The following is a 13,661-nucleotide window of genomic DNA, read 5'->3' on the forward strand; positions in this document are numbered from 1 at the left end:
CGGCGCGACGCGACAGCACGACGTTGTTACGCTTGCGGTCCAGCTTGATGACCTTGAACTCCAGGGTCTTGCCTTCGAACGGCGTGGTGTCCTTGACCGGACGGGTATCGACCAGCGAACCCGGCAGGAAGGCGCGAATGCCGTTGGTCAGAACGGTCAGGCCGCCCTTGACCTTGCCGTTGACGGTGCCGGTGACGATCTCGCCGGACTCCATCGCTTTTTCCAGCGAGAGCCACGATGCCAGACGCTTGGCCTTGTCGCGCGACAGGATGGTGTCGCCGAAACCGTTTTCCAGCGATTCGATCGCAACGGTGATGAAGTCGCCAACGTTGACTTCCAGCTCGCCGCTGTCGTTCTTGAATTCGTCGATAGGGATGAATGCTTCCGATTTCAGGCCGGCGTTGACGATCACGAAGTTGTGGTCGATACGAACGACTTCAGCGGAAATCACTTCGCCCGAACGCATGTCCTGACGCGACAGCGATTCTTCAAACAGGGCGGCAAAGCTTTCCATACCGGAATCTTGGGAGGTAACAGCAGTAGACATAAAATTTTGAACAGGTTTGACCAGAGTCCGCTTCAATCGCCTGTCGGCCCCGCAAATGCAGGATGCAGTACGTACGGAAAACTGGGTTGGGTTCATCACAGTCCGTTCAGGCTTTGCGCCAGCCCGGACACCGGGTACAACAACTACAACTTCTTGCTTACTTCTTTACAGCGGCATACCAGCCGAGCACCTGTTCCACCGCCTGATTCACGGTCAGATTCGAAGTATCCAGCAAATACGCTCCTTCGGCCGGCTTAAGCGGTGCGACGGCGCGATTGGAATCGCGTGCGTCACGCTCGTTCAAATCCTTCAGAAGGTCGTGCATATTAGCAGAAAATCCCTTGTCAATCAATTGCTTATATCGTCTTTCCGCGCGCGCTTCCACGCTTGCCGTCAGGAAGACTTTCAGACAGGCATCGGGGAAAATCACGGTTCCCATGTCGCGCCCGTCGGCCACCAGTCCCGGCGCCTGCGCGAAACGCAGCTGCAGCTCGACCAGCGCCCGGCGCAAGGCCGGCAAGGCGGCGATTTTCGATGCCGTGTTGCCAACTTTTTCGGCACGGATCGCCATCGAGACATCCTCGCCGTTCAGGAAAATCGCGCCATTGCTGAAACTGCAATGCAATCCCGCCGCCAATTCAGCCAGCGCCCGCTCATCTTCCAGCGGCGTTTCGGCCTTGAGAGCCGACAATGCCGTCAGCCGATACAACGCACCCGAATCCAGATAATGAAAACCGAGCCGTTCCGCGACCAGCTGCGCAACCGTTCCTTTTCCCGATGCAGTCGGCCCGTCGATCGTGATGACGGGAATGGCGTGCGATGAAGTCATGTCAGGAATCCGTTTGGAGAAATGGGGCGAATATGTTGCAGTCGGCAAACCGGCCACAAACCGGCAGTGTCAGAACAGGCTTTCTTCCGTCACACCGGCAAAGGCTTCGAAGTATTCAGGGAAAGTTTTGGCCACGCATTGCGGATCGTTGATACGGATGCGGTTTCCCCGCCGTGCCGCGCCATCCAGCGTTGCCAGCGAAAAACACATCGCCATCCGGTGATCGTCGTAGGTATCGATGGCGGCGGACTGAATGACAGCAGGAGGCGTCACGCGCAGGTAGTCGTCGCCCTCTTCCACCGTCGCCCCCAGCTTACGCAACTCCGTCGCCATCGCCGCGATGCGATCGGTTTCCTTGACGCGCCAGCTGCCGATATTGCGCAAGATGCTCGGGCCGTCGGCATACAGCGCTGCGACCGCGATCGTCATCGCTGCATCGGGGATGTGATTGAAATCCGCATCGATCGCATGCAGCGCACCGTTGGACTGCGCCTCGATCCAATTATCGCCCATCGTCACGGTCGCGCCCATTTGCTGCAGCGATTCAACAAAACGCACGTCGCCCTGAATACTGTCGCGGCCCACGCCTTCAACACGCACCGGGCCGCCTGCAATCGCGCCAGCCGCGAGAAAATACGATGCTGACGATGCATCGCCTTCGACATGAATCGTGCCTGGACTGCGATAGCGCTGACCGGCGGTAATCGTGAACGACTGCCAGCCGTCGCGCTGCACTTCCACGCCGAAGCGGCGCATCAGGTTCAGCGTGATTTCGATATAGGGCTTGGAGATCAGTTCGCCGACGACGTCGATCGTCACGTCATGATCCTGCGCCATCAGCGGCGCCGCCATCAACAGCGCCGTCAGAAACTGACTGGAAACATTGCCGCGCACCTTCAACCGTTCCGCACGGATGCGGCCGCGGCGGATATGCAGCGGCGGATAGCCGGGTTGCCCCGTGTATTCGATATCGGCTCCGATATCGTTCAGCGCATCGACCAGATCGCCGATCGGACGCTCGTGCATGCGTGGAATGCCGTGCAGCGTGTAATCGCCGCCCATCACCGCCAGCGCCGCCGTCAGCGGACGGATCGCGGTGCCTGCATTGCCCATGAACAGATCGGCATGATGGGTCGGGAAAGCCGCGCCGGCGCCATGCACGATGTAATCCTGCGATTCGCCGATCTGCTCCCATTTGACGCCAAGGCTTTGCAACGCCATCAGCATCACATGCGTATCGTCCGACGCCAGCAGATCCTTGATGTGTGTCGTACCTTCAGCCAGCGCTGCCAGCAGCAACATGCGGTTGGAGATGCTTTTCGAACCCGGCAGACGCACGACGCCCTTGGCGTGCATTGCCGGTTGCAGATCGAGATGATGCGGATAGTGTTTCATTACTTGCGATCCTGTGATTGCGTATCAGCCTCTTCCAGGCTGCGCAGCCATTCGCAGCGTGCCTGCTGCGCGCGGGCGAACATCGCCTGCATCACATCGCCGTCGCGTTGCGCCAGCAGCGCACGAAAGCGCGTCAATTGCGCGATGTAGGCATCGAGTTCGTTCAATATCGCCGGCTGGTTCGCGAGGCTGATATCGCGCCACATTTCCGGCGACGAACCGGCGATGCGGGTGAAATCGCGAAAACCGCTGGCGGCATACTGGAACAGCAGATCGGCATGCGGTTTGGAAGCGATATCGTCGACCAGCGCATACGCCAGCAGATGCGGCAGATGACTGACTGCGGCGAACACGGCGTCGTGCTGTTGCACCGTCAGGCGATGGATGACGGCACCGCACTGCTGCCATGCGTCTGCGACACGCGCAACGCTGGCCGCATCGTTCTGCGGCAGCGGTGTCAGCACGACTTTCTTGCCGACGTACAGATCGGCGACAGCGGCATCCGGTCCAGTCGTTTCACGGCCGGCGATCGGATGGCCCGGCACGAATTGCGCAAGCTTGTCACCAAGCGCGCGCTCAGCGGCGGCAACGACTTCGCCCTTGATACTGCCGGCATCGGTAACGACCGTCTGCGACTGCAGCCATGGCCTGATTGCGGACAGCACCGATTCAGTCTGCGCGACAGGAACCGACAGCAGCACCAGATCGGCATCGCGCAACGTCTCTTCCAGAGACGTGCCGATCGCATCGATCAAACCCAGCTCCTTGGCGCGCTGCAGCGATCCCGCAGTACGGCCGACGCCGACGATCTGGCGCACCGCGCCAGCCTTGCGCAAGGCTGCAGCGAACGATCCGCCGATCAGGCCGGTTCCGAAGATGACGATTTTGTTCAGCACGATCAATCCAGATGGTTATCGATTCGTCGGTTTGAATATCAGGCCAGTGCCTTCTTCAATGCAGCGATGAAGGCTTCGTTCTCTTCCGGCAAGCCGATCGTGATACGCAGCCATTGCGGCAAACCGTAGTTGCCGACCGGTCGCACAATGATGCCCTGCTTCAGCAACGCAAGATTCACGCGCGCGCCTGCACCGTCGTCATCGCCGACCTTGACCAATACGAAATTGCCGTACGAAGGCACGTATTGCAATCCCAGCTCGTCGAAAACCTGTGTCAGCTGGCGATAGCCGTCTGCATTCATCTTCGCGCTTCTGCTGACGAATTCATCGTCGGCCAGCGCAGCAATCGCCGCCGCCTGCGCGAAGGAATTGACATTGAACGGCTGGCGAATGCGATTGAGCAGATCGGTGATGCCCGGCTGCGCAATGCCGTAGCCGATACGCAGGCCGGCCAGGCCGTACACCTTCGACATCGAGCGCGACACCAGGAGGTTCGGATATTTTGCGACCCATCCGATCGAATCGTATTGCTGCTCCTGCGGCAGGAATTCAGTGTATGCCTCGTCAAGCACGACAACGATATGCGGCGGCACGCGGCGCAGGAAGGCTTCGATCGCATCGCCCGGAATAAAGGTGCCAGTCGGATTATTCGGATTGGCCACGAAGATCAGCTTCGTATCATCCTCGATCGCATCGATCATCGCATCCAGGTCATGACCGAAATCCCTGGCCGGCACGACAATCGAACGGCCACCGACCGCCTGCGTCGCCAGCGGATAGACGGCGAACGAATACTGCGCATAGATGACGGACTGTCCCGGCTGCACGAAGGCGTGTGCGGCAAGTTCGAGGATATCGTTGCTGCCGTTGCCGAGCGTGATGCATTCGGCCGGTACGTCGTACTTCGCCGTCAACGCGGCTTTCAGTTCGAAACCGTTGCCATCCGGATAGCGACCGGCATCGGCCACATTAGCCATTGCCTTGCGTGCCGATTCCGGCATGCCGAGCGGATTTTCGTTGGATGCGAGTTTGACAATCTTGGCCTCGTCGAGACCGAATTCGCGCGCGACTTCGCTGATCGGCTTGCCGCCCTGATAGGGCGCAATGGCGCGAATGTAATCAGGACCGAACTGAGTGGACATGAAAAAAATTCCCGGGATGAATCGTGTTGCGAAAAAGATGTATTTCAGAAACCGCAGAAGCCCGCTACCGACCCATCAGGATGCAATGAAAGCCGCACAAGCCATGCCCATCACAAGCTGCACGGATATGAACCCAGCACCTTGAAGAAGGCTGCGTTTTCTTTCAGCTCGCCCAATGCATCGGCCACTTTGCGATCCTTCAGATGGCCTTCGATGTCGACATAGAAGTAGTATTCCCACGTACCCATGCGCGCAGGACGCGATTCAAAGCGGCTCATCGACACGCCATGCCTGGCCAGCGGCGCCAGCAGGTTATAGACGGCGCCTGCCTTGTTCGGCACCGACAGCACCAGCGACGTCTGGTCGCATCCGCTCGCTTCCGTCTGCAGGCGACCGATCACGGCAAAGCGCGTGCGATTGTGCGGGTCGTCCTGGATGTGGGCATTGACGATCTGCAGGCTGTATTTCTCGCCGGCGATGTCGCTGGCGATCGCGGCGATGGAAGCATCTTCGCCAGCCTGGCGCGCCGCCTCGCCGTTGGATGCCACGGCTACGCGTTCGATGTCCGGGTAATGCTGGTTCAGCCAGGCTTGGCATTGCGCCAGCGCCTGCGAATGCGCGTGGATGGACTTGATGCCATCCATAGCACCGCTGCGCGTCATCAGGCTGTGATGCACCTTGATCGCGACTTCACCGCTAATCGTCAGCGTCGTTTGCAGCAGCAGATCCAGCGTGCGGTTGATGACGCCTTCCGACGAATTCTCGATCGGTACCACACCGAAATCGGCGGTGCCCGCCTCGGTCGCACGGAACACTTCATCGATGGAAGCACACGGCAAGCCTTCGACCGCATGGCCAAACTGTTGGTAGACAGCCTGCTCGCTGAATGTGCCGACCGGGCCGAGGAAAGCTACGGTGACGCGGCGCTCCAATGCCCGGCAGGCGGACATGATTTCACGGTAGATGGTCTGGATGTCGCTGCCATGCAGCGGGCCAGGATTGCGTTCGGCCGCATTGCGCAGCACCTGTGCTTCGCGCTCCGGCCGGAAGACCGGTGCATTGGTTTCGGCCTTCACATGGCCGACCTGCTGCGCCACCTGCGCGCGCTGATTGAGCAAATCGAGGATTTGCGCATCGATGGCATCGATCTGCTGGCGCAGCGGTTTGAGCTTGTCGTCCGTCGTCATGGTCATGCGATACGTGTCATCGCCTTGGGTTGCATTGCATCGTTTAGCCGGAAGAAGGCCGGCTTGCCGTCACATCAACCGTACTTCTTCTCGAAATCCTTCATGAATGCCACCAGCGCCTGCACGCCTTCGAGCGGCATGGCGTTGTAGATCGAGGCGCGCATGCCGCCGACCGAGCTGTGGCCTTTCAGTTGCACCAGATCGTTCGCTTCGGCTTCTGCCAGGAACTTTGCATTCAGCGATTCGTCGCGCAGCACGAACGGCACGTTCATGCGCGAGCGGTCGGCCGCCGGTACGCGGTTGATATAGAAACCGGTCGAATCCAGATAATCGTAGACCAGTTTGGCCTTCGCGATGTTGACCTTTTCGATTTCTGCAATGCCGCCGATGCGCTTCAGCCACTGAAAAGTTAGGCCGGCGATGTAGATCGGATAAGTCGGCGGCGTGTTGTACATCGAATCGTGCTCGGCCACCTGTTTCCAGTCGAAGGCTGACGGGCAGGCCGGCACGGCATGGCCCAGCATGTCGTCGCGCACGATGACGATGGTCACACCGGCCGGACCGATGTTCTTCTGCGCGCCCGCATAGATGACGGCGTATTTCGACACGTCGACTGAACGGGACAAAATGTTCGACGACATGTCCGCTACCAGCGGCACGTCGCCAACTTCCGGCGTGTAATTGAATTCCACACCGCCGATCGTTTCGTTGGTGCAGATGTGCACGTAAGCCGCATCCTGCGACAGCTTCCAGGAATCGCGTGCAGGAACGTAGGTGAAGCCGGCATCTTCCGACGACCCGGCGATATTGACCTTGGCGTACTTGTGCGCTTCCTCGATGCTTTGCACCGACCAGTGGCCGGTATTGATGAAGTCGATGGTGGCCGGCTGCGGCTTGCGACCGATCAGGTTCATCGGCACGATGGCGTTCTCGGCGATTGCGCCGCCCTGCATGAACAGGATCTTGTAGTTGTCCGGGATGGACATCAGTTCGCGCAGATCGGCCTTTGCGGTCGCGAGAATCTCGGTGAATTCCTTGCCGCGATGGCTCATTTCCATCACGGACATCCCGCTTCCCCGCCAGTCCATCATTTCATCTGCTGCTTGCTGAATGACTTCCTTCGACAACGCAGCCGGACCAGCCGAAAAGTTAAACACGCGCCGCTTCATTATTCTGCTTCCTCCGTACCGGATTGCTCTTCATCAACATCTGATTCAAGTATGCGTTGCAGGCCGCTCAACCTGGTGCCGTCCTCGACGGCAATCAGCGTCACGCCCTGGGTCGCACGGCCCATTTCACGAATCTCGGCCACGCGCGTGCGGATCAGCACGCCGCCGGTCGTGATCAACATGATTTCATCGTTCGCATCGACCAGCGTGGCAGCGACGACCTTGCCGTTGCGCTCGCTGGTCTGGATCGCGATCATCCCCTTCGTGCCGCGACCGTGACGCGTGTATTCGGTAATCGGCGTGCGTTTGCCGAAACCGTTTTCGGTCGCCGTCAGCACTGACTGCTGTTCGTTTTCCGCGACCAGCAAGGCGATCACCTGCTGGCCTTCTTCCAGATTCATGCCACGCACACCGCGTGCGGTGCGGCCCATCGGGCGCACGTCGTTCTCGTCGAAACGCACGGCCTTGCCGGCATCGGAAAACAGCATCACGTCATGCTTGCCGTCGGTCAGCGCAGCGCCGATCAGGAAATCGCCGTCGTCCAGATCGACCGCGATAATGCCGGCCTTGCGCGGATTGCTGAAATCGCTGAGCGACGTTTTCTTGACGGTACCGAGGCTGGTCGCCATGAAGATGTAATGGTCTTCAGGGAAGCTGCGGTTTTCGCCCGAAACCGGCAGGATCACAGTGATCTTTTCTCCGTCCTGCAGCGGGAACATATTGACGATCGGCTTGCCGCGCGAAGCACGCGATCCCTGCGGTACTTCCCATACCTTCAGCCAGTACATGCGGCCGCGGTTGGAGAAGCACAGGATGTAATCGTGCGTGTTGGCGATGAAGAGCTGGTCGATCCAGTCGTCTTCCTTGGTCGCCATCGCCTGCTTGCCGCGGCCACCGCGTTTCTGCGCGCGGTATTCCGAAATCGGCTGCGATTTCATGTAACCGGTATGCGACAGCGTGACCACCATGTCCTGCGGCGTGATCAGATCCTCCGTGCCGAGGTCGGTCGCATTCAGTTCGATCGTCGAGCGGCGTGCATCCTTGTTGCCTTCGCCGTATTCGTGTTTTGCCGCCGTCAGTTCGTCAGTGATGATGGTCGTCACGCGCGCCGGCTTGGAAAGGATGTCCAGCAGATCGGCGATCTGCGCCATCACTTCCTTGTATTCGTTGACGATCTTGTCCTGCTCCAGACCGGTCAGGCGCTGCAAGCGCATCTGCAGAATTTCCTGCGCCTGGTCGTCGGACAGTTTGTACAGGCCGTCGGACTGGATACCGTACTGCTTCGGCAGGTTTTCCGGACGGAAGGCTTCGATGCCGCCGACCGCTTCATCGCCGGTGCGTGCCAGCATCTCGCGCACCAGCGACGAATCCCAGGCACGCGCCATCAATTCGGCTTTCGCCACCGGCGGCGTCGGCGCCGCCTTGATGATGGCGATGAAATCGTCGATGTTGGCCAGCGCCACAGCCAGGCCTTCCAGCACGTGGCCACGTTCGCGCGCCTTGCGCAATTCGAACACGGTACGGCGCGTCACCACTTCGCGGCGATGCGACAGGAAGCATTCCAGCATCTGCTTCAAGTTCAGCAGCTTCGGCTGGCCGTCGACCAGCGCGACCATATTCATGCCGAAGGTGTCCTGCAGCTGCGTCTGCTTGTACAGATTGTTCAGCACGACTTCCGGCACTTCGCCACGCTTCAATTCGATGACGACGCGCATGCCAGATTTATCTGATTCGTCGCGAATGTCGGAAATGCCTTCCAATTTCTTGTCGCGCACCAGTTCGGCGATTCGTTCCAGCAGCGACTTCTTGTTTACCTGATACGGCAGTTCGTCGACGATGATGGCCGAACGGTTTTCCTTGCCGAATTCCTCGAAGTGCGTCTTCGCGCGCATGACGACGCGACCGCGGCCGGTGCGATAGCCATCGCGCACGCCAGACACGCCATAGATGATGCCGCCGGTCGGGAAGTCCGGCGCCGGGATGATTTCCAGCAGCTCGTCGACCGAGCATTGCTCATTGCGCAGCACATGCAGCGCGCCGTCGATGATTTCGGTGATGTTATGCGGGGGAATGTTAGTCGCCATGCCCACTGCGATACCGGACGAGCCGTTGATCAGTAGGTTAGGCACGCGCGTCGGCAGCACCGACGGCTCTTTTTCCTTGCCGTCGTAGTTCGGGACGAAATCGACGGTTTCCTTTTCGATATCGGCCAGCAGTTCGCTGGCGATCTTGTCGAGTCGGCATTCGGTATAACGCATCGCCGCAGCGTTGTCGCCGTCGATCGAACCGAAGTTGCCCTGACCGTCGACCAACGTGTAGCGCAGCGAAAAATCCTGCGCCATGCGCACCAGCGTGTCGTAGATCGCCTGATCGCCGTGCGGGTGATATTTACCCATGACTTCGCCGACCACGCGCGCGCACTTCACATAAGGACGATTCCAGACGTTGTTCGTCTCGTGCATCGCGTACAGCACGCGACGGTGCACCGGCTTCAGGCCATCCCGCACATCCGGCAACGCCCGCCCCACAATCACGCTCATCGCGTAATCGAGGTAACTCTTGCGCATTTCTTCTTCCAGCGAAATCGGTATGGTCTCTTTAGCGAATTGATCCATGGGCGGTGCGTAGATCCTTGGCGAAGGTTAATGAAGAAGAATCGTCCGTTTGAATGCGCGATCCGGCAAATCGGAGATTTTACCACGCCGAGCGACTCTCTTCCCTGCTTTCAACACCTCCACGCACCCATGCATCGAAGCCAAAGACGCAACCCTGCGCCAAATATGTTTAAATGCCGTCTGTTGGAAAATCGGTAGCGACCTTGTCCGCAGCCCTTCCTCTCCGCACACCCCACCCAAGAGAAAAGCATGATCGAAAAACTGGCCCTCGGATTACTGATGGGCGTTTCCTCCACTTTCGCCTTTGCGCAAACCGATATTCAAGCTCCGCAAAACGATGGATATAGTCAGGATAGCCGCGGTGCCGTTACCCGCAGCGGATTCGGCTTGTGCTGGCGTTCAGGCAGCTGGACGGCGACCGATGCCGTCGCCGGATGCGACGGTGCACTGAAACCGCCGATTCCGAATCCGATTGCCCCCGATGTGAAAAACATCCTGGCAAGCGAGCAAGTCGCGGACAAGCCTTGCGATTTCACGGTCACGCTGGAAAGCGGTGAAACCTTCGCCTCAGGTCAAGCTGCCCTGAATAAGAAGGCAAAAAAACGCCTGACCGATACCGTGCTGCCCAAACTTGCCAAGTGCCAATCCATTACCGACATGACGATTACCGGCCATACCGACAATATCGGCGCAGCCGAAGCGAATCGCCGGCTTTCCGAGAAACGGGCCGCTTCGGTAGCCAGTTTCCTGCAATCGCATGGCGTGGCCGCACCAATTAACATTCATGGCGCTGGAGAAACCCAGCCAGTGGTCAATTGCCGGACCGGCATGAGCCAAGCCAAACTGATTGCCTGCCTTGCACCAAATCGGCGCGTACAGATTCAGGTGCACGGCACACAAAAATGACAAATAAGAAAATTTCCTGCTGACTACATGAACGATTTGGATGTCCAAAGGTCAATGTTTTGCAGGTGGAAATATTTCTTCGTGCTGCCGTTGTTTAAACACAACGGATTTAAAAAAACGTCAATTCGCCCATTAGGCGATGTTCGCTGAAACGCCGTGTATGGCAAAATGGATACAAGTTTCTGACTATTGCATGTAGACAATTTTGTTTCATGCGGTTGTTGAGGCGCACGTTAATCTTTGTGTCATTTGGTAGTTTTGGCGCAGTTCATCTGCGGATATCTCACTCGAGGAGAAAGAAATATGAATAAATTAGCAAAACTCGTCTTCGCGGCATCCGCGGTCGTTGCAATGTCTGCTCACGCACAAACGGACATCAAGGCCAGCACCCCGAACAGCGCATACCTGCAGGATGGTCGCGGCGTCATCGCTCGCAACTCCACCGGTCTGTGCTGGCACACCGGCTACTGGACCCCGGCTGCATCCGTTCCTGGTTGCGACGGCGCTCTGGTTGCAGCAGCTCCTGCCGCAACGCCGGTCGCTCCTGTCCCGACTTCGGAAAAAGTCACGTTTGCTGCTGACGCCTTCTTCGATTTCGACAAGGCAGTCCTGAAACCGGACGGCAAAGCGAAACTGGATGATCTGGCTTCGAAACTGAACGGCCTGAACCTGGAAGTCATCATCGCTGTCGGCCACACCGACTCGATCGGTCCTGACGCTTACAACCAGAAGCTGTCGGTTCGCCGTGCTGAAGCGGTCAAGAGCTACCTGGTCGGCAAAGGCGTCGATGCAAAACGCGTCTACACCGAAGGTAAAGGCGAGAAACAACCGGTTGCAACCAACAAGACTGCAGCTGGCCGCGCACAAAACCGTCGCGTGGAAATCGAAGTGGTCGGTACCCGCAAGTAAGCCGTTTCTGCGCACACCAAACCCCGCTACGGCGGGGTTTTTTTTCGCTTGCACCAACCGGATGCGATATCCACGTTTCCCTGCTTTCCAGTTATGATTCAGCCTTATGAACGCCGACCCATTGGAACTGAAAAAATTTAGCGATCTGGCCCATCAATGGTGGGACCCGACATCCGAGTTTCGTCCGCTGCACGAAATCAATCCATTGCGCCTGGACTGGATCAATAGTCATGCGCCGCTGGCCGGCAAGAAGGTGGTCGACATCGGATGCGGTGGCGGTATCCTTGCAGAATCGATGGCAAAAAAAGGGGCAGATGTCACCGGCATCGATTTGTCCGAAAAAGCGTTGAAAGTCGCCGACTTGCACAGTCTCGAATCTGGCGTACAGGTCCGCTACGAACTGATTGCGGCGGAAGACCTCGCAGCGAGAGAAAGCGGCAGCTTCGACATCGTCACCTGCATGGAAATGCTGGAACATGTCCCCGATCCCGCCTCCATCGTGGCAGCCTGCGCGCGTCTTGCCAAACCGGGAGGCCGCATCTTCTTCTCAACGATCAATCGCAATCCGAAGTCCTACCTGCATGCAGTCATCGGCGCCGAATACGTTCTGCGCCTGCTGCCGAAAGGAACGCACGATTACGCCAAATTCATCACGCCGGCCGAACTGGCGCAATTCACGCGTCATGCAGGATTGACCGTCGATGCCTTGAAAGGCATGGGTTTCAATCCATTCACAAAAATCTATTCGCTGAACAGCGATACCAGCGTCAATTATCTGGTTGCCTGCACCAAGCCGGCATGATTCCCTCATGATGCATGCGGCGAAAACCGTGGTTTTCGTCCGCAGCGCTCCATTTCCATGAAACTTCCCTCTCCACAAGCCGTACTTTTCGATCTCGACGGCACGCTGGCCGACACGGCTCCCGATTTGGCGGGTGCCGTCAATCAATTGCGTATCGCACGCGGACTGCAATCGGTCGATTATGCACTGCTGCGCCCGGTTGCCTCGGCTGGCGCACGTGGCCTGATCGGTGCCGCGTTCGGCATCACACCGCAGGATGACGATTACCCCGTCCTGCGCGACGAATTTTTGAAGAACTACGAAACATCAATCGCCGTTCACAGCCGCCTGTTCGACGGCGTTCCCGAACTACTCGCGGCTCTGCAGAAAAAAGGGATCGCTTGGGGCATCGTCACGAACAAGGTGACGCAACTGACAAGCCTGCTCGTTCCGCAAATCGGGCTGGACCATGCAGCTTGTGTCGTTTGCGGCGACACGACGGCCTATCCCAAACCGCACCCCGCTCCGTTGCTCGAAGCGGCAAAGCGCATCGGCATCCTGCCCGAACATTGCTGGTACGTAGGAGACGACCTGCGAGACATACAGGCCGGACGTGCTGCCGGCATGAAAACGGTCGCAGCAGGCTGGGGCTATTGCGGCGATGTTCTTCCGACGTCGTGGAATGCTGATGTACTGATCGAATCCCCTCGGCAATTATCCGAACTGATCGGATAATTGCCGAATATCGGACACACCTGTCTTGAATCTGCGGGAAGTTTCCCCATCTATTGCGCTACAATGGCAAAGCTTTGGGGACGACCTGGTTTCGACAGGGGTTGCAAAGCAGCGCAGGGCATACCGAGGACTGGTTACCTCGTAAATACAGCCGGAAATGCTTAAATGCAAACGATGAATCTTACGCTCTCGCAGCGTAAACCTCTAGGAACCTAAGAACTTTCTAGCTCTACACCATCTCTTCCCTGGGGTGGGCCGGCAACGGCAGTAGAGTCATACACAGGGAATCGCGTCGCGCCGGGTCACTTGGCATGGCGTTAAATAATAGGTGGCTCGCCTGTACGCAGCGTGCGCGTCCGCGTCGTGCAGGTCAAATCAAATGACAACGCTAAGTATGTAGAACTGTCTGTAGAGTGCTTCTGGACGCGGGTTCGATTCCCGCCGTCTCCACCAATAACCTGCAAAGCCCGCAATACGTTGCGGGCTTTGCCATTTCCGAACATCGGATTCGATTCGTTCAGTCCTCAGTCGAAATCTTGGCTGCGCATTC

12 protein-coding genes and 1 other RNA gene are annotated in these 13,661 nt (G+C 58.1%); 5 read left to right on the top strand and 8 right to left on the bottom strand.

What is annotated here, in order from left to right; all coding sequences use genetic code 11:
• From ACO1VH_RS05110 to gyrA, 8 genes are all read right to left on the bottom strand, one after another.
• On the bottom strand, positions 1-514 hold a 514-nt coding region (locus tag ACO1VH_RS05110; protein ID WP_486243112.1), incomplete at its 3' end, for a S1 RNA-binding domain-containing protein.
• A gap of 190 nt (positions 515-704) precedes the next feature.
• Positions 705-1,376: a (d)CMP kinase gene (cmk, locus tag ACO1VH_RS05115; RefSeq protein ID WP_486243114.1), complete on the bottom strand. Its 672-nt coding sequence runs from the start codon at positions 1,374-1,376 to the stop codon at positions 705-707.
• Between the two features lie 69 nt (positions 1,377-1,445).
• Positions 1,446-2,771: a 3-phosphoshikimate 1-carboxyvinyltransferase gene (gene aroA / locus ACO1VH_RS05120; protein WP_486243116.1), complete on the bottom strand. Its 1,326-nt coding sequence runs from the start codon at positions 2,769-2,771 to the stop codon at positions 1,446-1,448.
• Positions 2,771-3,667: a prephenate dehydrogenase gene (locus ACO1VH_RS05125; protein ID WP_486243118.1), complete on the bottom strand. Its 897-nt coding sequence runs from the start codon at positions 3,665-3,667 to the stop codon at positions 2,771-2,773. The genes aroA and ACO1VH_RS05125 overlap by 1 nt, the downstream gene beginning before the upstream one ends.
• 38 nt (positions 3,668-3,705) lie before the next feature.
• Positions 3,706-4,809, bottom strand: a complete 1,104-nt coding sequence (gene hisC / locus ACO1VH_RS05130) for a histidinol-phosphate transaminase (RefSeq protein ID WP_486243120.1) — start codon at positions 4,807-4,809, stop codon at positions 3,706-3,708.
• Between the two features lie 110 nt (positions 4,810-4,919).
• Positions 4,920-5,996: a prephenate dehydratase gene (pheA, locus tag ACO1VH_RS05135; RefSeq protein WP_486243612.1), complete on the bottom strand. Its 1,077-nt coding sequence runs from the start codon at positions 5,994-5,996 to the stop codon at positions 4,920-4,922.
• Positions 5,997-6,070: 74 nt separating this feature from the next.
• The gene (serC, locus tag ACO1VH_RS05140; RefSeq protein WP_486243122.1) at positions 6,071-7,165 is read right to left on the bottom strand and encodes a 3-phosphoserine/phosphohydroxythreonine transaminase; all 1,095 of its coding nucleotides are present in this window, start codon (positions 7,163-7,165) and stop codon (positions 6,071-6,073) included.
• Positions 7,165-9,780, bottom strand: a complete 2,616-nt coding sequence (gyrA, locus tag ACO1VH_RS05145) for a DNA gyrase subunit A (protein WP_486243123.1) — start codon at positions 9,778-9,780, stop codon at positions 7,165-7,167. Before gyrA ends, serC begins: the two co-directional genes overlap by 1 nt.
• Positions 9,781-10,029: 249 nt before the next feature.
• Here gyrA and ACO1VH_RS05150 point away from each other — a divergent pair, with 249 nt between their 5' ends.
• The 5 genes from ACO1VH_RS05150 (at position 10,030) to ssrA (ending at position 13,564) form a co-directional block, all read left to right on the top strand.
• Positions 10,030-10,686: an OmpA family protein gene (locus ACO1VH_RS05150; RefSeq protein WP_486243125.1), complete on the top strand. Its 657-nt coding sequence runs from the start codon at positions 10,030-10,032 to the stop codon at positions 10,684-10,686.
• A 303-nt stretch (positions 10,687-10,989) separates the two neighbouring features.
• The gene (gene ompA / locus ACO1VH_RS05155; protein ID WP_486243127.1) at positions 10,990-11,595 is read left to right on the top strand and encodes an outer membrane protein OmpA; all 606 of its coding nucleotides are present in this window, start codon (positions 10,990-10,992) and stop codon (positions 11,593-11,595) included.
• A 106-nt stretch (positions 11,596-11,701) separates the two neighbouring features.
• Positions 11,702-12,397, top strand: coding sequence for a bifunctional 2-polyprenyl-6-hydroxyphenol methylase/3-demethylubiquinol 3-O-methyltransferase UbiG (gene ubiG / locus ACO1VH_RS05160; RefSeq protein ID WP_486243129.1), 696 nt, complete (start codon positions 11,702-11,704; stop codon positions 12,395-12,397).
• Positions 12,398-12,454: 57 nt separating this feature from the next.
• Positions 12,455-13,111, top strand: coding sequence for an HAD family hydrolase (locus ACO1VH_RS05165; protein WP_486243131.1), 657 nt, complete (start codon positions 12,455-12,457; stop codon positions 13,109-13,111).
• Between the two features lie 76 nt (positions 13,112-13,187).
• Positions 13,188-13,564: a transfer-messenger RNA gene (gene ssrA / locus ACO1VH_RS05170) on the top strand.
• Positions 13,565-13,661 lie beyond the last annotated feature (97 nt).

This window comes from Oxalicibacterium sp., from assembly GCF_057353965.1.